Raw genomic sequence first — 23015 nt, 5'->3', positions numbered from 1 at the left:
TCAGGCGTATTCGATCGTGACATTTTTCGGAGACAACCATTCACCCAGACTCAGACGTAAATGATCATCAGGATTCACGCGCCACTGGTCCGATAAATACAATTCGGCACTCGCCTCCGCATTCTGATAGCTGATCAATACAGGGCAACCATCCGCATTCAGATGCGGCTTCAGCAATTCCTGCAGTTTTTTGGTATCGGTACTGGCTTGTAATGTCAGACGTAAGCCTTGAGAAAACTGCACCCTTGCCCGACCGATATCCATAACTTTTTCTGCCGAAATCCGCAAGCCTCCCGAGAAACGGTCCTCAGAAACTTTGCCCAGCACCGCCAGAAATTCATCTTCCTTAAACAAGGATTTGAACTCTTCCATGATCTCGCTATAAACGGTGACTTCGACCACAGCCGTACTGTCATCCAGCGTCACAATCAGCAACTTGCCACGTTGCGTCATTTGCGTGCGGACACCGGTAATGATGCCGCAGATCAGGCGTAAGTCACGCGAAGGCTCTACTTTCGCTAACGTCGTCTTAATAAACTGACGCACTTCCGGTGCATACGAATCAAACAAATGACCGGACAAATAAAATCCCAGCGCCAGCTTTTCTTCTGTCAAACGTTTTTTGTCAGACCATACAGGAACATCAATGTAGTCCGGCGGTGGAATCAGATCGTCATCGTCACCGAACAGGCTGACCTGATTTGCCGCAGCCTCTGCCTGATCCGCGGCCTCTATCGCCAGTGATACCGTCGCTAACAACACGGCTCGGTCTTTTCCCAGACAATCCATTGCACCGGCGCGAATCAATGACTCTATCGTGCGGCGATTCACCTGACGTTTATCGACCCGCTTACAGAAATCAAACAAATCTTTGAAAGGACCATCGGCAGCGCGTACCGCCATGATATTTTCTATCGCATTTTGCCCCGAGCCTTTAACCGCGCCCATGCCGTAACGTATCTGCGTCGCTTTCTTGCCGGGTTCACCGACTGGCATAAAACGGTAATCCGATTGATTGATATCCGGTGGCAGCATTTTCAGCTTGCAGATATCCATCGCGTCTTCGACTAAGATTTTTACCTTGTCGGTATCGTCCATCGCCAGCGACATATTGGCGGCCATAAACGCGGCTGGGTGATGGGCTTTCAGGTAAGCAGTGTGATACGACAACAGCGCGTACGCGGCAGCATGGGATTTATTAAAACCATAGCCCGCGAATTTTTCCATCAAGTCGAAAATCTCGTCGGCTTTTTCTTGTGGCAAACCGTCTTTGGCTGCGCCGTCGCGGAAAATCTGGCGATGTTCTGCCATCTCTTCGGCTTTTTTCTTACCCATCGCACGACGCAGCAAATCCGCACCGCCGAGTGAATAACCACCTACCACCTGCGCCATCTGCATCACCTGCTCCTGATACACCATGATGCCGTAGGTTTCGGACAAAATGCCCTCAGTACGCGGATCGGGATAATCAAATTTCTCGCCGTGCTTACGCTTACAGAAGTCAGGAATCAAGTCCATAGGACCCGGGCGATACAGCGCCACCAGCGCGATAATGTCTTCAAAGCGATCAGGCCGCGCATCTTTCAACATGCCTTGCATGCCGCGACTTTCCAGCTGGAACACAGCGACGGTTTTCGCTTTGGTCAGTAATTCATACGATGCTCTGTCATCCAGCGGCAATTTCGCCAGATCAAAATCCGCCATCGAAGGATCCAGCATTTTGATATAGCGCACCGCCCGATCAAGAATCGTCAGTGTTGTCAAACCCAAAAAGTCGAACTTCACCAAGCCAACGGCTTCGACGTCATCTTTATCGTATTGCGACACCACGCCGGAATCCCCGCCCTGCGTGTAAAGCGGGCAAAAATCCGTCAGCTTGCCTGGCGCAATCAACACACCACCGGCATGCATACCGATATTGCGGGTAATACCTTCAACTTGCTGCGCCAGATCGAGCAGAGTCTTCACTTCTTCTTCGTTTTCCTGCCGCTCGGCCAGCAAAGGTTCTTCGATGATCGCTTCCGCAATCGTCACCTGCTTACCCGGCTTGAACGGAATCAGTTTAGACACGCCATCGCAAAACATATAGCCGAAATCGAGTACACGCCCCACGTCACGAATCGCACCTTTGGCCGCCATCGTTCCGAAGGTAGCGATCTGCGACACCGCTTCTTTGCCGTAACGGTCTTTCACGTATTGAATGACGCGGTCACGACCTTCCTGACAGAAGTCAATATCAAAGTCGGGCATAGAAACGCGTTCTGGATTCAAGAAACGTTCGAACAGCAGGTTGTACTGCAAAGGATCAAGATCGGTAATCAGCAGTGAATATGCAACCAGTGAACCGGCACCGGAACCACGGCCCGGGCCGACGGGGACGCCATTATTTTTTGCCCATTGAATAAAGTCGGCAACGATCAGGAAGTAGCCTGGAAAACCCATCTTGACGATGGTATCGGTCTCAAACTTCAGGCGGGCTTCATAACGGGCGCGCTCTTTCTCGCGTTTTTCTTCATTTGGAAACAGATGCTGAAGGCGGAATTCCAGCCCGCGCTTCGCCTCATGCACCAGAAACTCATTAATATCCATACCATCAGGGGTAGGGAAATCGGGCAATTTAGGTTTACCGAGTTCCAGCGTCAGGTTGCAGCGTTTGGCAATTTCTACGGAATTTTGCAAAACCGCCGGCATATCGGCAAACAACGCCTGCATTTCTGCCTGCGTCTTAAAGCATTGCTGGTCGTTGAAGCGACGCACACGCTTACCATTCGCGAGCATGTCACCTTCCGAGATACAGACCCGCGCTTCGTGCGCCATGTAATCATCTTTACTCAGAAATTGCACCGGATGCGTCGCCACTACCGGCAGGCGTAATTTCTTTGCCAGCGCTACCGCATGCCGCACATGATTTTCCATGTTGGCCTGGCCTGCACGTTGTATTTCGATATAGAAATGGTCAGGAAAAATACTTTCCCAACGGCGCGCATGCTCTTCTGCCAATGCCAGATTGCCATTATCAATCGCCACGCCGACATCGCCAAAATGCGCACCGGACAAGGCGATCAAGCCACCGCCTTCGCCCTGCTCATGCAATTTCTGCAACCATTCAAAGCGTATCTCGGCCCGACCTTTATATTGATTCGTCAGCCAGGCTTGCGCTAACAATTCACAAAGTTGCAAATAACCCTTGCGATTTTTGACCAGTAACATCAAACGTGATGGTTTTTCACGATCGGTTTCATTGGTAATCCAGGCATCACAACCGGCAATCGGTTTAATCCCCTTGCCCCGGGCTGCCTTATAAAATTTAACCATGGCAAATAGATTTGCCAGATCAGTAATCGCCATTGCTGGCTGCATGTCTTTGGCTGCGGCCTTAATCACGTCATCAATACGTACCAGACCATCCACAATCGAATATTCAGAGTGGATACGTAAATGGACAAATTTTGGATCGGAAGGCGCAGCGGATGTTGCTTGAGCGTTCGCTTCTGGAGAAAGTGTTAATTCTGTAGTCATCCCGCTATTCTACCGCGAGCCCAGTTCTGTACATCAACTTTACGCACGACATATTTACGTACGACATATAAGGATCAGGATACTGATGACTATGACGAAACCTTATCCGATCAGACACTCTTTTGTCGAAGAAGCAAAGAATTTTTCCAGCAAGAAAGACCCTCGCTGAGTTTTAAGAAAAATCCCCGGCAGATTATCCGCAAAGTTGCATTGGCACGACAGCGGCGCGTAAGTGCTGTGTTAAGCTCAAACCAAGTATTGACGCCTTCCGGAGCCTATTTTGCCAACTGTTTTTAGCATGCCAGATGCTGTATTTTCGCGCCGCGTATCAAGCCGCAAATACAGTCATTTATTTGCTGTATTGCTATTTTTTCCTTACCTGAACGCGCACGCCGCATTTTTGGAGGAATCGGCAGAACGAGGGGAGTCGATTTTTCTGGATGATATTCCCGTCGTATTGTCCGCATCACGCTTATCTCAGCCCATCAACGAAGCTCCGGCGGCGGTCACCGTCATTGATAAGCAAATGATCAAAGATTCCGGTGCCTGGGATCTGTCCGAAATCTTCCGGCTGGTTCCTGGCATGTATGTGGCCTACCATGCTGATCCGTATTTCTCTGCAGACAGCACCGTTGCCTATCACGGCATGGTGACAACAACGACATCTGATCGCATGCAAGTGCTGATTGATGGCCGCTCGGTCTACTCAGGCTTGTTTGGCGGGGTTAACTGGAGCGATTTGCCGATAGTTCTGGCTGATATTGAACGCATAGAAGTGATACGCGGCCCGGATTCAGCGAGCTATGGCGCAAATTCTTATCTCGGTGTCATCAATATCATTACCCTGCATGCGGCGGAATCCCGCGGTGCGTCGGCTTCATTTTCGTATGGCAACAGCCGCTCAGAAGGCGTATTTCGCTATGGCGCAAAAAGTGGTGATCTCAGCTACCGGTTGACTGCGAGCATACGCAAGGATGACGGGGAAAACGCATTTATCCAGCATCCGACCTCTCAGGATAAATTCTGGACACTGAATAAATACGATAATAAAACGATGCAGATTTTCAATCTGCGTACGGATTACCAGATCAACGCCAGCGACACGCTGGAATTTCAGTTTGGCTACAATGGCGGCCCGCGCGAAGTTGGTGAATACGACAACGTCGCAGCCGTCACGCGCCGGGCAGAAAATCATTTTGAAATGCTCTACTGGCGCCGCGCGCTGGAATCGGGCGGAGAGCTAAGCCTGAAAGCGTTTCATACGCAGGAAAGAGTCAACGCCAGGCTGATCGATTCTGATGGCATCAGTGATGGTGACGCGAGATTCAGCCGTTTTGATCTGGAAGCGCAACACACCTTTTCACCGTTTAAAAATACCCGTCTGGTGTGGGGCGGCAGTGTACGGTACGACAATACCTATGCACCGTACTATCTGGGGGTCGGTGACAACCAGTACCTTTACGGTGATTTTCCTTACCATCTGCAAAGATTATTCGGCAATCTGGAATGGCGAGTCCGTCCAGATCTGGTGTTGAATGCCGGGGCGATGGCGGAACACAATACCTACACCGGTAGCGACGTCACACCAAGGATTGCACTCAACTGGCATGTTTCTCCTGATCACACATTCAGAATCAGTCATTCACGCGCAACCCGTTCACCATCGGTGTATGAAAAGGTCTATGAGAGCTACTGGCGCGGTGCAGATATGTACCCCAGCTTGCCACCACTGCAAACGGAACGCGTCCAATCAACAGAAATTGGCTACATGGGGAAAATCGCCAAAGCCGATATCGATTTCCGCATTTTTTATGACGACTACAATGAGCTGATCGACGTTCGCAAAGAAAAATCTGCGATCAGCGGCGATCTGAATGCCGGTCGCGCATTAATGCGTGGCTACGAGTTGCAAGTCAAAGCGCCACTGGGTGACGCGACCCGTATTATTTACGGATTATCAGGAGGCACCGTCAAAAGTGACAACATCAATGGCGTTATTTATAGCGACTCATTACCCAAATACAGCCACAGCCTGTTAATCAGCCATAAATTTAATGAGCAATGGCAAGGCAGCCTGGTTGCTTATCAGGTAGCAAAGACAAAATTCAATGCTACCGATTTCAATCCCGTCATGAATCGTGGTTATTACGTCGATGGCAATCGCCGTTTTGATGGACGTCTGGCCTATCAATTTAAAATGGCCGGGAATCAGGCTGAGCTCGCGTTGATCGTGCAAAACATTGCGAATGCGCATTACTTTGAATATCGCCACGACAACGAATTTCCAGGTCGCTTAACCAGACTGAAACTGAAGGTCGACTTTTAAATCATGGGACGCTTACGCCGACTGATCAGCAGGGATTTGCGCCGCAAGTGCTACGCCTGCCTGCTCGGATGGGCACTCATGCTGTTCTCCGGCGTCACCGCTTCGGCATATACGCTGGACAACATCACTATCGTCCTGAGTGATGAAGGTGGCGCATACGAAGAATTTGCAAATCACCTCAACAGTCTTTTGCAGCCATCAAATAAAACCTCAGTCAGGCTGCTCTCGCTGAAAAATATGGCAAATGATGAATTCAGCCGTGCCGCTGCCAACCAGCTCGTGATTGCCGTTGGCACGCCAGCGATGGTGGCGATGGCGCAAAAGCCTGCTACGAATCCCGTACTGAACGTGCTGGTACCGAGGGCAACCTTCATCAAAACAGCAAAGCAATACAACCGCAACCAGGATCAACGTCGGTTTTCAGCGGTCTATATGGATCAGTCATGGAGCAGACAATTACGGCTGATACGCGCCACCATGCCGCCCCGCTCCAAAGTCGGCATTCTGCTGGGCAGAGAATCGAGCGACTACATTTCCGCCCTGCAAAGCGCAGCAAAAGAAGTCGATCTGACAGTGAATATCGAATCTGTCACCGATGATGCAGAATTGCTGAACGCACTGCGCCGGCTATTAAGCAACAGCAATGTGATACTGGCCGTGCCCGATGCGCAGATCTATAACCGCAATAATATTTCCAGCATTTTATTGACCAGCTACCGGCAGCAAGTGCCTTTATTTGGTTTTTCCGCTTCCTACGTGAAGGCGGGCGCACTGGCCGCGGTGTATAGCACTCCTGCCCAGATCAGCCAGCAGGTTGCAGAAATTATCAGCAATTTATCCTCGGCCAGCAGCCTGCCTGCGCCGCAGTATCCTCGCTATTTTTCAGTGAATACGAATCCGCAAGTCGCCCGCTCGCTGGGTCTCAGCATCGATTCCGACATTGAAATCCAACGCCATCTCAGGCTAACGTCGGAGCAGGCGCAATGAAAAACTGGCAGCTATCAAAACGCATACTGTTTATCGCCCTGGTGCCGGTATGGGCCATCATGATCTTGTTGACGGTGTTGGTCGTCGTGGTCGGTATTACTGAAATTGATGGTGCGCTCAAAGCGCGCGGTGCGCTGATCACACGTCATCTCGCTCCCGCCTGCGAATACGGCGTGTTTTCAGGTAATCGTGAGGTGCTGCAATCAATGGCGCAAGCGATCATGAAAGAAGATGATTCGCAAGCCGTGATTATTACTGACACTGAAAGGCATATTCTTGCCATCAGCGGCAAACCCGATGTGCTCACCGCAGAACACCAGCGAGCAGCCATGGAAGGCCGCATTTCAAAAGGAAAAGGCAGCCTGATTTTCGGTGCGCCGATTTATCAGGGCAATACCGAAGGCGACGCATTTGATTTATTCGACAGCGCGACCAAAGAAAGAGCAGAAAAAGCCAAGCTGCTGGGCTACGTCTATCTGGAACTCAGTACCGCATCCAGCCAGCGCAGCAAAAACCTGTTTGCGATTGTCAGCCTGTTGATCGGCGTCGTCGGCACTGCGTTTGCATCCGTACTGGCGCTGCGTATGAGCAATGATCTGACACGCCCGCTGTCACGCCTGATCGACAGCGTACATCGCATGGCACAAGGCGAATTCAGTACCCGCATCCTCGCCAATTCCGGCGGGGAGATTCAGGAACTCGAAGATGGATTTAATAAAATGGCGTCTGAAATTCAGCGCAGCCACGATGAAATGCTGGAGGTCAATGCCAATCTGGAAAAACTGGTCGGCGAACGTACCCGCCAGCTCGAACTGAAAAATCAGGACCTCGAATATCTGTCCAATACCGACCGCCTGACCGGTTTATACAACCGCTTCAAACTCGAAACCATCCTTGACGAAGAACATTTGCGCAGCCAGCGTTACGGCAGCAATTTTGCACTGACCATTATCGACGTTGATAAATTCAAGTCAGTCAACGATACGTATGGTCATCAGGTCGGTGATCAGGTACTGATCAGCATCGGTAAAATCCTGCAGAAAAACGTGCGCAGCAGTGATGCCGTTGGACGCTGGGGCGGCGAAGAATTCATCGTGATCTTCCGCGAAACTACCGCCGAAGACGCGATTGCGGTTGCAGAAGAGCTGCGTGCCGCGATCGAAGTCTATGAATTCGAGACCGTAGGCAAACGCACCGCCAGCTTTGGCGTTGCCGCTCACCGCCATCCCGACAACATCTCTGAAATGATACGGCGCGCGGATAATGCTCTGTATGCCGCGAAACACAATGGCAGAAACCGCGTCGAGTACAAAGAAAACTGATGCATCGTTGTTGCCTCCGGGGCAGGCACAAAGCAGCCCGGCTCTACTCAGTTTCAGCATCCATCCTGCATCAGCCATTTATACGTGGTGCGCCATACAATGGCGCTCACGCCTGACACCAGCATTAGCGCCAGCATCCGCACAACAAACAGCCGCCAAACAAATGCGCTTTCTGTGCTGCGCTACGGTAAAATGCTTGTCATCCCATTATGGAAGCACTGAAGCGCACGTTCGCTCACGGGCACAGATGAGGTTGGGCGTCTCTTGCGCATCGCCTGCGCAAAGCAATTCACCAGAAAGCGCCTGCCATCTGCCTGTCAACGAACCAGCGCGCCGGTCTCGTATCCAACATTTCATTTTTATCGGTTTAATTTATGAGCAACGACAACAAAAATAAGGCAGCAGCAGAAACCACCGCACCCGTTTCCAATTTTTTACGCGCCATTATCGATAACGACAACGCCGCAGGCACTTACAAGCGCGATGGCATGCCAGCCGTCATCACCCGCTTTCCGCCAGAACCAAATGGCTACCTGCACATCGGCCATGCCAAATCAATCTGCCTCAATTTCGGTTTAGCCCGCGATTACAACGGCGTTTGCCATCTGCGCTTTGACGATACCAATCCAGAAAAAGAAGATCAGGAATACGTCGACACCATCATGGATAGCGTCAAATGGCTGGGTTTCGACTGGCAAGCCTCGGCACAAAACGGCGGCGGCAATCACCTGTATTACGCCAGCAATTATTTCGACACTTTCTACGCGATTGCCGAATACCTGATCAATGCTGGCCATGCCTACGTCGATAGCCAAAGCCCTGAAGACATGGCGGCGAATCGTGGTGATTTCTCACGGCCTGGCGTGAACTCGCCTTTCCGCGATCGCACAGCCAGCGAATCACTGGATTTATTCCGCCGCATGAAAGCCGGTGAATTTGCCGATGGCGCCCACATCCTGCGCGCCAAAATCGACATGGCGTCACCAAATATGAATATGCGCGACCCGGCAATCTACCGTATCCGCCACGCGCATCACCACAACACCGGCGACAAATGGTGCATCTACCCGATGTACGACTACGCGCATCCGCTCGAAGACGCAATCGAAAACATCACGCACTCAATCTGCACCTTAGAATTCCAGGATCACCGTCCGTTCTACGATTGGATTATCGCCCGCGCAGCCGAAGGCGGTTTCTTCAAACAACCCGTGCCACGCCAATACGAATTCGCGCGCCTGAACTTAACTTACGTCGTCACCAGCAAACGCAAACTGCGCCAACTGGTCGAGCAAAACATCGTCAGCGGTTGGGACGACCCGCGCATGCCCACCATCGTCGGCATCCGTCGCCGTGGCTACACACCAGAATCCATCCAGCTTTTCTGCGAACGCATAGGCGTCACCCGCTCTGATGGCTGGATCGATTACAGCACACTCGAAGGCTGCCTGCGTGAAGACCTCGACCCGAAAGCACCACGCGCCACCGCCGTACTGCGCCCGTTGAAACTGATCATCGACAACTTCCCTGAAGGCGAAAATATTTCCTGTAGCGCCCCCGTTCACCCGCACCACCCGGAACGCGGCAACCGCGAATTCACCATCGGCAAAGAACTGTGGATAGAACAGGAAGACTTCATGGAAGAACCCGTCAAAGGCTACTTCCGCCTGTTCCCCGGCAACAAAGTGCGCCTGCGTTACGGCTACGTCGTGGAATGCACCGGTTGCGATAAAGATGAAAACGGTAACGTGATTGCCGTGCATTGCAACTACTTCGCCGACAGCAAATCCGGCACCGAAGGCAGCGCGAATTACAAAGTCAAAGGCAACATCCACTGGGTCAACGCCGCCGACGCCTTAGAAGCCGAAGTGCGCCTGTACGACCGCCTGTTCACCGATGCGAATCCAGATGCAGGCGGCAAAGACTTCATGGTACTGCTCAATCCAAACGCATTAGAAATCGTCAAAGCCTACGTAGAACCCGGCATGAAAGACGTGACACCGGATACGCGTTTACAGTTTGAACGCCACGGCTATTTTGTCGCGGATCGTGTGGATTCTGTCGTGGGGAAACCGGTCTTTAATCGGGTGACGACTTTGAAGGATTCGTGGGGGAAGTGATCGTCTCGTCTTCGCTGATCATTTTTCGATATCATTGAACGTTCCATCGCTGAAGCATATTCCAATTGGCCGAAGTAAATTAGACTCACCCAAACTAATATCGTTTGTTATTTGACCAAAATTTAGCAAAAAATAGGATGCTTATGCCACTTGACTACAACCAATATATCGCAGAGGTAACCGCGGATATTGAGACTGTGTTGACTGAAGCTTTATGCCAGCCCATTTTATTTATCGGTTCTGGATTTTCCAAACGATATGCAAAAAAACCAAATTGGGATGAACTTCTACGGAAGTTGGCAGAACTTTGTCCGACGATTGATAAAGACTACGCATATTATAAGCAGAAATATAATGATCCGATAAAGATCGGAAGTGTCTTTGCTGAAGCTTATGTTGAATGGGCATGGGGCGCGGGAAAAGAACATTTTCCAGAAGAATATCGAAGTGGAAAATTTCCAAAAGATATTTTCTTGAAACACATGATCTCGGTATTGTTGCGTGAAGAGTCTGGAGAGCCCTTAAGTGCCGAACTAAAAGCTGAAATTTCGGCAATAAAAAATATTTCGCCTCATGCAATTATCACCACTAATTACGACGAAATAATTGAATCTATTTTCCCAACCTACGATCGAATAATTGGCCAACAAATTCTAAGAAAACCTTTTTTTTCAATTGGCGAAATTTTCAAAATTCATGGTTGCATTTCAGATCCGCAGTCAATCGTCATTGGTGCCGAAGATTATATAAATTTTGAAGAAGATCATAAATATTTAAGTGCAAAGTTATTAACTTACTTTGTCGAGCACCCACTTATTTTTATAGGGTATGGAGCAAACGATCCGAATATTAAAAAAGTTTTATACGACGTCGACCGAATGGTTCGTGCAAACTTTCAATTGATCCCTAATATTTATATTCTTGAGTGGGATCGTGGGATTACTGCATCGTCTTATCCTGCTAGAGACAAGGTCTTGACCATTTCTGAAGATAAAAATATTCGCATCAAAAATATTACCGCGCAAAACTTTGAGTGGGTCTTTAAAGCCTTTAAAGGCGATGGAAATCTCGAACATGTAAATCTAAAATTGCTCCGTTCTTTAATGGCTAGATCTGTCAATTTGATTCGATCTGATGTACCGCATAAGAATGTTGAGATCGATTTTGCATCTCTCGAACATTCGCTAGAGAATGGCGAAAATTTTGCAAAACTTTTTGGTGTAACTCATTTAGATGACCCTTCAAAGGTTAATCTAAGCTATCCGTACACACTTTCAAGCGTTGCAGAACAACTTGGTTTCAATTACTGGAGTAAGGCGCAAGATCTAATTCAAATCGTTACTGAAACAAAGGGCTTTAACATAAAGTCAAATGACAATAAATATCACGTAGCATTAAAAACCGGGCGAGCTACTGATAGCTTCACTCACAAGTACTCGCAGGCTACAGTCGACTTGCTTAAAAAAGTAGTCGATGGCACGGACTATGAAATTGATAAGTAAGCACCCTACGTAATGTTTGTGCGGCTTGTGGCGTGTTTTTTGCCACGAGCCGCATCTTTATTGGGTGGCGTTTTAAGGATATTGACGATTCATCGCGTTAAAAGCGTGCTGTGATTTTATTTCTCGCGCCTTTCTTATGTCTAAAACCAACGTTCAGAGATCGCTGGCGGCACATATTTCTTCACCGCGAATAACTTTTAGCGCAGACCTATTCTGACCGCCGTATTATTGCCTGCCGCCCTATTTCACAAGATTAAGCTTGCTTCATACATTTCAACACCGCGTCGTCAATGATCGCGTCTTTTCTTACACATTCCTTTAATTTTTTTGTAGGCACGATTGTCGTTGAAGTATTTTTTTCGTACGCAAGCCAGGTGTGATAGCGGGGTGTTATCTTGCCCTTTACCGGATGCCAAAATTCTATGGGCAGCGAAACGATGATGCCATTTGCATTTTTTTGTAAGTGGAAATGCAAATGTGGTTCCGTAGAAAAACCGCTATTCCCCGACAGCCCAATGACCATACCAGCTTCGATTCTTTGCCCCGGAGAGACGTGAGACGAATATTGTTTCAGGTGGATATATTCGGCCCAAGTGCCATCGTCATGAAGAATCCGCACAAGGTTTGCCTTGTCCACAAACTCAGGCTTCGCCAGTCCATTATCTGCAAATTGGTTTACATTTTCGATGACATAACCAGATCTGGCCGCAACAATCGGCGTACCAATAGGCATAACGAGATCAATGGCATTTTTATTTGAAACTGCATTGTGAGAAAAAATCGGGCCGTCTGGTGCCTGACTGACGAAGACGGGCTGCTCTGAAATAAAAGGCAATCTGTATTTCGCAGTCGGGTCATGCTGCGCAACTGGCGAACCAACTACATAATTAAATTTATAAAAAAACTCGTATCTCTGCTGCTTATTGAATGCGGAAATGTCGACTAACTCCAGCGTTTGTCCGGGTGCAATATAGCGCACTATCGGCCAGCTCGCGCTGGAGGCGATGTTGCTGGAAAGAACTAAATTCAGGCTTAAAGTCAATGGAATACGACTTCGATTATTCGCAATAACCAGTGTCGAATTCGCTTTTTTGACACTCTCTACTGACACCAGTGTCGTTTGTGAAAAGCAGCAAGAAGACCACAGCCAGGCGACCAACAGCAAGGCTGATTGAAAGTGCAAATTCCGAACTTTTTCCACATTAAGGATTTCCGTTAAAAAAATAATCTTGCTGCACGTATTTATTCACCGTGAACAGCTTTCAGCGCAGACCAATTTTTACTGCCGAATTAACACGCGCTGTCTTACCGCAAGCGTAGCATACGCCCTCCTTCCGCAACCCTTTTTGCTACTTGCCACTCTGTTTTTTAGAGCTGGTATTTCGTCAGAAAATGACAGCCCAATGTTGTTGCAAAATGCGCAGGAAGATAGGCAGCACGCTGGTGCTCTGGCGTATCATTGACAATGGTTACTCCTTCAAAAATACGGATCACGCAACGTCAATGCACGCACTGAATCATCTTTTATACGGCAATATTGATTTCCTTAAAAATGAGGAATACCGGGCGTTTCAATTCCGGTTTTTATGCATTTTATTGCTGGCTGGTGCGGGGGTGACCGTGCTGTTGCTGGCGGGCGTCGCCAGCGGGGTAAATCATATCGACGCCATCCATGTCGTTTCGATGACGTGTTTTACGCTCATCAGTCTGGTGATCTGGCTGGTCTTGCGCGGGCAACCGCAACGCTTTGTGGCAATGGCGTGGATATACGAGTGCTTATGCCTGCTGGAGTTTGTGTCTGCGCTGTATTTTGTTTCGGAAGATGAAATGCGCGTGATCTGGTTTTTTACCAATATTCCGGGGATCTATATTTTGCTTGGTCAGCGTGCGGGCATGTTGATTACCATAGGTACGATCGTTGGTCTGGCGGTGGGCAATGCATTTTTGCCGCAGCCTTATTCAACAAATGCGATCGCTACCTTGCTCTCAGCGTTGATGTATCTGGGTGCTTTTTTTCATGTCTATGGTGCGCGCTCGGTGTCTTACTTCATCCGTATGCGCGAGTCTAACCGTCAGTTGCGTCATATCGCCAGCCACGACCCGCTGACCGATCTGCTGAACGCGGGCGCATATTATGCAACCTGCGATCAGTTGATTCATCTGGCAAGCCGCCACCAGCAGCCGTTCGCGGTGCTGTTTGTCGATCTCGATCACTTCAAAAAAATTAACGATACCTTTGGCCATGAAGCTGGTGACATCGTGCTGAAAACTGTCGCTAAACAACTGCAGGAATCAGTCCGGCAAAGTGATGCGGTTGGCCGTATCGGTGGTGAGGAATTTTCCGTTTTTCTGCCGGACACCGATTTAAGCGGCGCAGCCAAACTGGCCGAAAACATGCGCAGCGGCATTGAAGCCCTGATGCCGCAAATCGGCCAGCAGCGCATCAAAGTCACCGCCAGCATCGGTGTTGCCAGCGGCGAACGCAGCGAAACCAACATTGCCGCCATTCAGCGCCGCGCCGATCAGGCGATGTACGACGCTAAACAGCAAGGGCGCAACCGGGTATCCTGTTTCACGCAAGCCGCCTGAAAGCGTGCGACTGCCCGCTTCCTACCCGCTTCTCACGCGCTTCGCATCGCCTGCTGATCGCACAATACGCAACGTATCAACGGCGTTTGATTATTCAGGCTGGAGGTTTTATTTATCTCCCATTGGATATTCAAGGTGAAATACGGCACTATCTTGTGCTGTGCAAATAGCTCATCATGTTTTATAAATTACGTTTTGCAACACAAGTAAGACGCTGTCAGCTTTTTTAAAAACTCAGGCGACGAAATGCTATGAAAAATTCTTTGATTTTTATATCTATCAGCATTGCGGCAATCGGCTCTACTTTAGCGCTGGCTTATTTCATTCGTATGGACAGCTTTGAGTTTGCGTGGGCGTTGAATTTTCTGTTGATGATCTGGGTTTCCGCTCTTATCGAGATAATGAAAAGCCCGCTTCTATCGTCTTACTTTGACGAAAAAACCTGGGAACGAAGAGGGAAAATTTACGAATATCTGGGCATCAATTTTTTCAGAAAAATGCTGGTGTTAATTGGATGGGAAAAAGTCATCAGAAAATCGACGCCTGTCGAAAAAAATGCCGAGGCTCTGATGGGTTTGCACCATCAGACTAAGAAATCAGAACTCGGTCATTTCATTATTTTCTTTATCGTGCTGGCCTTTAATATTGTTGTCGCGATGCGATTTGGTTTGATGAAATCAATGTGGCTGTTTGGTTTAAATATCTTACTGAATCTCTACCCTGTGATTTTGCAACGATATAACCGCCCGAGAATTGCGCGCGTAATCAATATGCGACGACGAAAATGAGTACCGCTATCTGAGCCTTGAAATATCAAGGCTGATCTTCACCAACGCGCTATTCTTCCATCCGCCTGCACATATTGAACCTGCACTTGCATTTCCCATCGAGGGTTAGCAAACAACCTTCGCAGGACGCGCTGCGGATACCTCTTTGCCGGGCATCGTCAATTTTTACTGATCATTTTTCTTTTTCTACGCACTCGCCCCCAATATCTATGCGGTTTGTGGCGTATTTTTAGTCTGCAAGCCTTATTTTTTGCGGGGTATCTCTTGATGTAGGTAGATATCTCAATCTTAGAGTTGTCGTCCTCTTTTAATTCATGAGCTTCCCCCTCCTCTGCGCACGTTTCTTATTTTATTTTTTGACATTGTTAAATTCTTACTAAATTGGATATAAGTCCATTGGTTTTGCCTATAGAATAGAAACTCCTTCTGATGGCATTTCCCTTACGCGAGGCGAGTCATGAGTTCATCCGCAACGATGCAGCAAGCGAAAACCGAGGCAGCACAACCTGCGCAACGCCAGCAAAGTAAAGCAAGTGCCGTTCAAAGTGAATTGTCTGACCTGCGCCCGCAAGCCACCGCACAGCGCCAGCTACAAGATACCGCCAACAACAGCCCGCAAAGCCATCAGCTCAACACCTTTCAACAGATGGCACAAAACAGCGCGCGTTCCACACAGCTCAAAGCCATGAGCGCGATGATGAATGCACCTGCTGTGCAACGGGTGGAACGAACAACATCAATATACAACCGGAATTTGCCAAGCAATGTTGTCTATCGCAAAGGAATGGAAATTGTGGACTCAACAAGTCCCGAGGCGTATGTGCATATTTCGAGAAATGCTACAGGTGCTGAACCTACGGTTAACATACAAGAACAGCCAGCATTTTTTAATGGACTGAATGAAGGCAATAAACGCTCTCACATTAACGAGGCGGGTGTTGGAGCGCACGTCAATTTGGATCAGTATACGGTGGCAAATAATGGTCACATAACTTTAGAAGGAAGATACGCATATGTCATGTCTGAGTTAGCTAATGGCTTTCCAGATCTTGGTGCAATAAAGACTGGCGCGCCAGTTGCAGATGATTTTACCAATTTGAATTTTGGTTCTTATGCGGCTCATGGAAATACACAAGTGTCGCAGCGAGATATATTTACATACATTAGCGACTATGCTGAACAAGCAGAAGAAATTTTAAATGGAAGAGAAATGGACGACGAATTGAAAGGCGAAGCACAAACTCAAATTACCGCAGTACAAACAGAAACAAATAATTTTGCAGACCATTTGATTAGTAATAGTCCACTACATGAAATTGGCGATGATGATTTTGTTCATTACGGTGGTGCAGAGTGGAATCCATTATTTCCTGTTGATTTTGTAAATCATCCAGATGGAGAACCTGGGAATTGAACGCATGAGTATTCGCGGATAAATAAGGTGCAAACATAAAGTATGCGTAATGTGCATCCTCTTTGTTATACATCACACGCACCACTTCTCCTGACATCTTCATTTTAAGTCGCTTTTTTTCATCATTAACGCGTAGCGCACTAAACAATACATATCAGGTCTATGGCAGGTTCGCATGCCACGAGGCTCATCTTTATTGAGAGGATATCTTTTGCGGGTGTTGTGATTTGTGGGCTAACTTGGTCTCTTCATTCATTGGTAAAACGGAACTTTCTCATCGTGGTCATCCTTTCCATTTTCTGACGTTATTAAATTTTCACTGAATCAGGAAAAATCCAACAGTTTTGCCATTAGAATAGGTTCTTCGTCTGATGGCATTACCCTTACGCGAGGCAAGTCATGAGTTCATCCGCAACTATGCAGCAAGCGAAAACCGAGGCAGCACAACCTGCGCAACGCCAGCAAAGTAAAGCAAGTGCCGTTCAAAGTGAATTTGCTGACCTGCGCCCGCAAGCCACTGCGCAACGCCAGCTACAAGAAGCGGCCAACAACAGCCCACAAAGTGCCCAACTCAAAGTTTTTCAGCAAATGGCACAAACCAGTGCACGCGCCACTCAGCTCAAAGCCATGAGCGCGATGATGAATGCGCCTGCTTTGCAACGGGTGGAAGAAGAGGAACCGCTCCAAGCTAAATCGGCAACCGAAACAGCCCAGCGTGACGTAGCAGATGCAGCCGAAGCGCCTAAACCAAATAACACCGGCCTGCCCGATCAACTTAAATCCGGTATTGAATCGCTGTCCGGCATGAGCATGGATCATGTCAAGGTGCACTACAACTCCGCACAACCCGCCCAATTGAATGCCCACGCCTACGCGCAAGGCAGCGAGATTCATGTCGCTCCGGGACAAGAGCGCCATTTGCCACACGAAGCCTGGCACGTCGTGCAGCAGGCGCAGGGGCGCGTAAAACCGACGATGCAGATGAAGGCTGGGGTTCCGGTAAATGATGATGCGGGGTTAGAGTCCGAGGCGGATCTGATGGGAGCGAAAGCCTTGGGGTTGGGGGCTGTGCAGATGAGGAAGGAAGGGGATGTTGGAATGTTAGAACTGAACCCGTCGCCATCGCAACCCATCCAGCAAAAAGAGCCTAAAAATAGTTCTTCAATAGACATAAATGTACAGAAGAAAGCTCTTAACCTAGCGAAGGGGGAGAGCAATGTGCTAATACAAAAATATAGTTATAACCCTAATCCGGCAGAAATAACTGTAAATCTCCCAAAAAGTACTGAAAAATGGACCGAAAGCATTAGTTCGAAAGTCACTTGGAAGAAGGGTGAAATTATGGATCCAAAGTCGATAGGTTCGCATACTGTGCATAACCATGGTTGGAAGGGGCTGCTCAAAAACCAAAGTAACAGTAACAATGCAACAGGTCTACATGTGGTAAATGCAAACTGGGGTGGTTCCGCAGATGCACTGGATGGAAATTTGGTACCAGGGACACCTAGATTAAACGGCCGCCATAAAACAATTGAAAACGAGGTGCACAATCAGTTCAAGAACAACGGTGGAAAAGCGCCTAAAGACATGTCCTACGAAGCAGATGTCATAACTCCCTATGATCAAACAATAGATCTTACAAAAAATAAATCAGGAGATGAGATTTATTATGAAGACCCATCAATTAAATGCACCGTAATAGTAGGCTCTGAAACGCTAGTGGATAATGAGCAAGTGGAGTTAGGTGGTGGCACCAAAATTGTAGTCCCTTAATTTCCCAAAAAAACACAAACAAAAGGAAAAAGGATCAAGTCTCGACCTAACACATTTTCAAACTAGACTATTCCCCATGTCCAGTACCTATTTGTGCCCACACGGATATAAATCTTTGTCCCAAAGTTTCTTACGGATTTTAAAATTTCGAGATTGTAAGGCACTTAATGCCTGACACTTAATGTGCAGGCATTAAGCAGCTTCCCAAAAAAATCAGTGACCTGCACCCGAAAACTTACTCCGCGCCACGTGTAATTTTTTGTAGCTATCGATCAGTCGCTGGTGTCTGTCCAAGCCTTCCAGTTTCATGCTCGTCGGTGTTAAGCCGTAAAAACGCACGCTGCCATTGACCGATCCGATTGCTGCATCCATGCGCTCGTTGCCAAACATGCGGCGGAAGTTGTTTTCGTAATCAGCCAGCTCTAATTCATCATCCAGTGTAACTTCGAGCACCACGTTCAGCGCCTGATAAAACAGACCGCGTTCGACGCTGTTGTCGTTGTATTGCAGGAAGGCTTGCGTCAAATCCTGCGCGTCTTCGAGTTGTTCTAAGGCGAGATGGATCAGCAGTTTTAATTCCAGCACGGTGAGTTGTCCCCACACTGTATTTTCATCAAACTCAATACCGATCAGGGTGGCGATGTCGCTGTAATCGTCGAGTTCGTTATTCTCTAAACGATCGAGCAAGTCTTCCAGTGCATCGTCATCAAGTTGATGTAAATTCAAAATATCGCTGCGGAACAATAAGGCTTTGTTGGTGTTATCCCAGATCAGATCTTCGACTGGATAGACTTCTGAATAACCCGGCACCAGGATGCGGCAAGCAGTCGCGCCTAGCTGGTCATACACCGCCATGTAGGATTCTTTACCCAAATCGGCGAGGATGCCGAACAAGGTGGCAGCTTCATCGGCATTCGAGTTTTCACCTCGGCCTGAGAAATCCCATTCCACAAATTCGTAGTCGGCTTTGGCACTGAAAAAACGCCATGACACAACGCCGCTGGAATCGATAAAGTGTTCCACAAAATTATTTGGTTCAGTCACAGCCTGACTGACGAAGGTGGGTTGCGGTAAATCATTCAGGCCTTCAAAGCTACGGCCCTGCAGCAATTCTGTCAGGCTGCGTTCCAGCGCGACTTCAAAGCTCGGATGCGCACCAAACGAAGCAAACACGCCGCCGGTGCGTGGGTTCATCAGGGTCACGCACATCACCGGATATTGCCCGCCGAGCGAGGCATCTTTGACCAACACCGGAAAGCCTTGTTCTTCCAAGCCTTGTATGCCAGCGAGGATACCGGGATACTTTGCCAACACGTCTTGCTGCACATCAGGCAAGGCGATTTCGCCTTCGAGGATTTCACGTTTGACGGCGCGTTCAAAAATCTCAGACAAACATTGCACCTGCGCTTCGGCCAGCGTATTACCCGCGCTCATGCCATTGCTGGCGAACAGGTTTTCGATCAGGTTCGATGGGAAATAAACAGTCGCACCATCGGATTGGCGCACAAATGGTAATGAGCAGATACCACGTTCTGTGTTACCAGAATTGGTGTCAATCAAATGCGAGCCACGCAATTCTTTATCGGGGTTATAAATTGCCAGGCTGTAGGCATCCAGAATCTCTTTTGGCAGCGCGTCTTTTTTACCCGGTTTGAACCATTTCTCATTCGGATAATGCACAAACTCGGCGTTCGCAATATCTTCGCCCCAGAACGAACCAGCGTAAAAATGATTATTACTCAGGCGCTCAATGTACTCGCCCAACGCCGACGCCAAGGCGCTTTCTTTGGTCGCGCCTTTGCCATTGGTAAAACACATCGGTGAGTGCGCATCGCGAATATGTAATGACCACACGTTCGGAATGATATTGCGCCACGATGCGATTTCAATTTTGATGCCCAGCCCCGCCAGCAAGCCGGACATATTCGCGATGGTTTTTTCCAAAGGCAGATCTTTACCGAGGATGTAGGTCGCAGCCTCTGCATCTGGATTTAAGGTCAGCAAAGCTTGCGCATCGGCGTCGAGACTTTCGACTTCTTCGATCACAAACTGCGGCCCTTCCTGCACGACTTTTTTGACCGTGCAACGTTCAATCGAACGCAGAATACCCTGACGATCTTTTTCAGAAATATCGGCGGGCAATTCAACCTGAATTTTGAAAATTTGCGCGTAGCGGTTTTCCGGGTCAACGATATTATTTTGCGACAGACGGATATTCTCAGTCGGAATATTGCGCGTGTTGCAGTACAACTTCACGAAGTACGCCGCGCACAATGCCGATGAAGCAAGGAAGTAATCGAAAGGCCCGGGCGCTGAGCCATCGCCTTTATAGCGGATAGGCTGATCAGCGATCACCGTGAAATCATCGAACTTGGCTTCGAGGCGAAGCTTATCGAGAAAATTGACTTTAATTTCCATGAAGAGTGTTCCAAAAAAGCGAGCAAAAGCGCGTTAAAAGTAAGTTAGCCGCCATTATCCGTTTTTTTAGGTATATACGCACTGTGTATGCATCATTCGCTTGCGCCTCTTTTCCATTCAGGCAAACCTTGCATCAATACAGGTTTCCCGGTGCTGAAAATTTCATGAGTAAAATAGGGAAACTTTTTCGGCATGCGTACCGCAATTGATCTCTTTAAAACCTGTGTTCAGGTAGCTCACCATATGAAGTTACTTCTTAGCCTGATTCTCAGTTTCTGCCTGACAGCAGCGGCGTTAGCGGCAGATGTTGAAACAATGCAGGCGCAGTTAAACGATAGTGAAAGCTTGACGGCGAGGACGCCGCTACTCACGCGGGTGGGTCAGTTAAGAAATGTCTTGATTGTCGATGCGGTACGAGAAGATGATCGACGCTACAACTCAGCAAAAAAGATGAAAGAGTCTTCTCTCGCGAAAGCAATTGGAGATGCGTACAAAAAAAGTGTCGCTGAAAATGCGGTCGAGGCTTATACCGAAGTATTAAAGCAATGCCAGCGTGAAACCTCACAACTACAGACAGTGCCGTTTATGCGCAGTGAAAGTCAGCAAGCACATTGCTACCGTTACTGATGCGGCTGTCACCAGGTAACTAAGAAACGAGCATCGTTCCGCTGGATTCTCACTGTTTTAATAACCGTCAGAAAAACAGTAAGCAGAGTGGTAGTCCCTTTTATCGCAGGACGGCGAAAAGGGACTATCGATTTTTATTTTTTGTAAATGCCGACACCAAGCAGGTAATTGTCGACTTTTTCTATGTAGGTCGTTTTTTGGTCCAGCAATTTAGTGATGGGATTAGGCCAGCGATATTCGACCCAGCCTGAGCCCTTCGTTTTTGCGACCTGCAGCATTTCTTTGGTCACCAGTTTGCCGTCGCCATCTTTAAAATCCATCAGCGGTTTTCCGACCAGTTTGGTATTTGCCGATGCGAGCATCGTGCCTTCCATATCGAATGCGATGACATACAGATCTCGGTCATGGAATTGTTTGTTGGAAGGATCATTAAAATCTGCCAGCGCCTTATCTTTGCCATTGGCTTTAAAGTGGGCAATCGCTTTTTTTACCATGGCTGTTGCCTGTTCAGCAGTCCCATGATCCTCTGCTGCTGAAGACACGCCGCATACGGCAAAAGTCATCAGAAATGCCAGTATCAGTGATCCGATTTTTTTCATGTCAGTCTCCCTATTTTTGATAACAATATTGGCTCCCGCTGCTGCCGTGTCGCAAGGGCGCGATCATGGCAGGCAGGATTGCTGCTCAGTATAGGGTTAGTGAAATTTTCTTATTGCAAGAAATTGTTGAATCGGTTTGAGTAAAATCAGACACAGAGGCAAGTAGTAACCTGTGCCCTGCACCGTGCTGCCGTAAATCCGTCTGAGTAAGATGTATATTAACAACGGTGTCACAACGACAAGTCGAAATAGGCTGTCCCGGTTGTAAGGTCCGTGCTTTGCTGTTTCTCACGCATAAGAAACTTCAGGAAAACAAAGTAAGGCACCAGAGATGGCGCTTATTGATGTCGCTTATTGATGACGGAGCATTTGATAATCGGTGCGTAATTTGAGACTGATGTCTTTTCCCATCACCGAGACATCGGTTTCTACCGCTTCTGACTTCACCAGATTATCCCCGTTTGCCTGTTTTTCATATTCAGTGACGGCAACAATATGGTTCATTTTGAGGATGAGCTTGACGCGAAAGGCTTCAATGTTGCTATATTCCACTCTTTGCAAATCACCCTTTTCACTGAGTGTGATAATGCCTGCAATTTTTTCAGGAGGTACACCTCGTAAATCAGCGTCTTTACGCATGTGAAAACGCCAGCGTCTGGGATTATTGCCCGCGTCTATCGCCTGTAAGGATTTCTCATCAACCTGTTCGCTCAGCTTTTCCTGATCGGCACTTTCCATTTTGTCGAGAAATTTTCTGGTTTCTTTTTCCGTCGGTACCCGTCCTTCAAACGACTCCAGCAGCCATTGCTGCTTTTTCTCTTTGGCCGGATCAAACACACCTACGCTTTTGAGCTTAGCGTTTTCGAATGATGTCACACGATAATGCCACGCACTGACTTGACTCTGATCGGTCGCCTTCAGTGCCTCCATCACCACATGCGCGCTGGCTGTTGAAGAAAACAGCAAGCACACTAGCAATCCACGTAAAAACATTCTTTTCCTTTCTGCTTTTGTTTCGGTATGACGCAACA

At 48.2% G+C, this 23015-nt stretch carries 15 protein-coding genes; 10 read left to right on the top strand and 5 right to left on the bottom strand.

What is annotated here, in order from left to right; genetic code table 11:
• Positions 1 to 3519, bottom strand: a complete 3519-nt coding sequence (dnaE, locus tag KDM87_RS12145; protein WP_212679344.1) for a DNA polymerase III subunit alpha — start codon at positions 3517 to 3519, stop codon at positions 1 to 3.
• 280 nt (positions 3520 to 3799) lie between these two features.
• On the opposite strand from dnaE, the gene KDM87_RS12140 reads away from it, so the two are divergent.
• The 5 genes from KDM87_RS12140 to KDM87_RS12120 all read left to right on the top strand — a co-directional run bounded on the left by KDM87_RS12140 (position 3800) and on the right by KDM87_RS12120 (position 11776).
• A complete protein-coding gene (locus KDM87_RS12140) occupies positions 3800 to 5845 on the top strand; it encodes a TonB-dependent receptor plug domain-containing protein (protein WP_212679343.1) in 2046 nt (681 codons plus the stop codon).
• Between the two features lie 3 nt (positions 5846 to 5848).
• Positions 5849 to 6832, top strand: coding sequence for an ABC transporter substrate-binding protein (locus tag KDM87_RS12135; protein ID WP_212679342.1), 984 nt, complete (start codon positions 5849 to 5851; stop codon positions 6830 to 6832).
• Positions 6829 to 8154, top strand: a complete 1326-nt coding sequence (locus KDM87_RS12130; protein WP_212679341.1) for a GGDEF domain-containing protein — start codon at positions 6829 to 6831, stop codon at positions 8152 to 8154. The genes KDM87_RS12135 and KDM87_RS12130 overlap by 4 nt, the downstream gene beginning before the upstream one ends.
• 374 nt (positions 8155 to 8528) lie before the next feature.
• Positions 8529 to 10274, top strand: a complete 1746-nt coding sequence (locus KDM87_RS12125; RefSeq protein WP_212679340.1) for a glutamine--tRNA ligase/YqeY domain fusion protein — start codon at positions 8529 to 8531, stop codon at positions 10272 to 10274.
• A 143-nt stretch (positions 10275 to 10417) separates the two neighbouring features.
• Positions 10418 to 11776, top strand: coding sequence for an SIR2 family protein (locus KDM87_RS12120; RefSeq protein ID WP_212679339.1), 1359 nt, complete (start codon positions 10418 to 10420; stop codon positions 11774 to 11776).
• Between the two features lie 253 nt (positions 11777 to 12029).
• Here the strand turns inward: KDM87_RS12120 and KDM87_RS17950 are convergent, their stop codons facing one another.
• Complete coding sequence (locus KDM87_RS17950; protein WP_212679338.1) at positions 12030 to 12977, bottom strand: M23 family metallopeptidase; 948 nt, start codon at positions 12975 to 12977, stop codon at positions 12030 to 12032.
• A 302-nt stretch (positions 12978 to 13279) separates the two neighbouring features.
• Here KDM87_RS17950 and KDM87_RS12110 point away from each other — a divergent pair, with 302 nt between their 5' ends.
• The 4 genes from KDM87_RS12110 (at position 13280) to KDM87_RS17755 (ending at position 18340) form a co-directional block, all read left to right on the top strand.
• Positions 13280 to 14365 (top strand): GGDEF domain-containing protein, encoded by a 1086-nt coding sequence (locus tag KDM87_RS12110; RefSeq protein ID WP_212679337.1) that lies wholly within the window; start codon positions 13280 to 13282, stop codon positions 14363 to 14365.
• 251 nt (positions 14366 to 14616) lie between these two features.
• On the top strand, positions 14617 to 15153 hold the full coding sequence (locus KDM87_RS12105) for a glycosyl-4,4'-diaponeurosporenoate acyltransferase CrtO family protein (protein WP_212679336.1): 537 nt from the start codon (positions 14617 to 14619) through the stop codon (positions 15151 to 15153).
• A 457-nt stretch (positions 15154 to 15610) separates the two neighbouring features.
• On the top strand, positions 15611 to 16567 hold the full coding sequence (locus tag KDM87_RS12100; protein WP_212679335.1) for a hypothetical protein: 957 nt from the start codon (positions 15611 to 15613) through the stop codon (positions 16565 to 16567).
• Between the two features lie 399 nt (positions 16568 to 16966).
• Positions 16967 to 18340: an eCIS core domain-containing protein gene (locus tag KDM87_RS17755; RefSeq protein ID WP_230407750.1), complete on the top strand. Its 1374-nt coding sequence runs from the start codon at positions 16967 to 16969 to the stop codon at positions 18338 to 18340.
• 213 nt (positions 18341 to 18553) lie between these two features.
• Here KDM87_RS17755 and KDM87_RS12090 read toward each other — a convergent pair whose 3' ends face one another.
• The gene (locus KDM87_RS12090; protein ID WP_212679334.1) at positions 18554 to 20758 is read right to left on the bottom strand and encodes an OsmC domain/YcaO domain-containing protein; all 2205 of its coding nucleotides are present in this window, start codon (positions 20756 to 20758) and stop codon (positions 18554 to 18556) included.
• A gap of 243 nt (positions 20759 to 21001) precedes the next feature.
• Here KDM87_RS12090 and KDM87_RS12085 point away from each other — a divergent pair, with 243 nt between their 5' ends.
• A complete protein-coding gene (locus KDM87_RS12085; RefSeq protein WP_212679333.1) occupies positions 21002 to 21385 on the top strand; it encodes a hypothetical protein in 384 nt (127 codons plus the stop codon).
• A gap of 134 nt (positions 21386 to 21519) precedes the next feature.
• Here KDM87_RS12085 and KDM87_RS12080 read toward each other — a convergent pair whose 3' ends face one another.
• Positions 21520 to 21984, bottom strand: a complete 465-nt coding sequence (locus KDM87_RS12080) for a cache domain-containing protein (RefSeq protein WP_230407749.1) — start codon at positions 21982 to 21984, stop codon at positions 21520 to 21522.
• A 351-nt stretch (positions 21985 to 22335) separates the two neighbouring features.
• Positions 22336 to 22977 carry a hypothetical protein gene (locus KDM87_RS12075; protein ID WP_212679332.1) on the bottom strand — a complete coding sequence of 214 codons (642 nt, stop codon included), beginning with the start codon at positions 22975 to 22977 and terminating at the stop codon, positions 22336 to 22338.
• Between the last annotated feature and the right edge of the window lie 38 nt (positions 22978 to 23015).

Origin of the sequence: Cognatundibacterium rivi (genome assembly GCF_018139565.1) — a bacterium.
Lineage (GTDB): Bacteria > Pseudomonadota > Gammaproteobacteria > Burkholderiales > Burkholderiaceae_D > Undibacterium > Undibacterium rivi.
This window is presented reverse-complemented; position numbering and strand designations above follow the sequence as displayed.

Excerpts from the sequence above, each read along its gene's own strand:
- dnaE (WP_212679344.1), bottom strand. The coding sequence starts at position 3,519 with ATGACTACAGAATTAACACTTTCTCCAGAAGCGAACGCTCAAGCAACA.
- KDM87_RS12135 (WP_212679342.1), top strand. The coding sequence starts at position 5,849 with ATGGGACGCTTACGCCGACTGATCAGCAGGGATTTGCGCCGCAAGTGC.
- KDM87_RS12130 (WP_212679341.1), top strand. The coding sequence starts at position 6,829 with ATGAAAAACTGGCAGCTATCAAAACGCATACTGTTTATCGCCCTGGTG.
- KDM87_RS12125 (WP_212679340.1), top strand. The coding sequence starts at position 8,529 with ATGAGCAACGACAACAAAAATAAGGCAGCAGCAGAAACCACCGCACCC.
- KDM87_RS12120 (WP_212679339.1), top strand. The coding sequence starts at position 10,418 with ATGCCACTTGACTACAACCAATATATCGCAGAGGTAACCGCGGATATT.
- KDM87_RS12110 (WP_212679337.1), top strand. The coding sequence starts at position 13,280 with ATGCACGCACTGAATCATCTTTTATACGGCAATATTGATTTCCTTAAA.
- KDM87_RS12105 (WP_212679336.1), top strand. The coding sequence starts at position 14,617 with ATGAAAAATTCTTTGATTTTTATATCTATCAGCATTGCGGCAATCGGC.
- KDM87_RS12100 (WP_212679335.1), top strand. The coding sequence starts at position 15,611 with ATGAGTTCATCCGCAACGATGCAGCAAGCGAAAACCGAGGCAGCACAA.
- KDM87_RS17755 (WP_230407750.1), top strand. The coding sequence starts at position 16,967 with ATGAGTTCATCCGCAACTATGCAGCAAGCGAAAACCGAGGCAGCACAA.
- KDM87_RS12090 (WP_212679334.1), bottom strand. The coding sequence starts at position 20,758 with ATGGAAATTAAAGTCAATTTTCTCGATAAGCTTCGCCTCGAAGCCAAG.
- KDM87_RS12085 (WP_212679333.1), top strand. The coding sequence starts at position 21,002 with ATGAAGTTACTTCTTAGCCTGATTCTCAGTTTCTGCCTGACAGCAGCG.
- KDM87_RS12080 (WP_230407749.1), bottom strand. The coding sequence starts at position 21,984 with ATGAAAAAAATCGGATCACTGATACTGGCATTTCTGATGACTTTTGCC.
- KDM87_RS12075 (WP_212679332.1), bottom strand. The coding sequence starts at position 22,977 with ATGTTTTTACGTGGATTGCTAGTGTGCTTGCTGTTTTCTTCAACAGCC.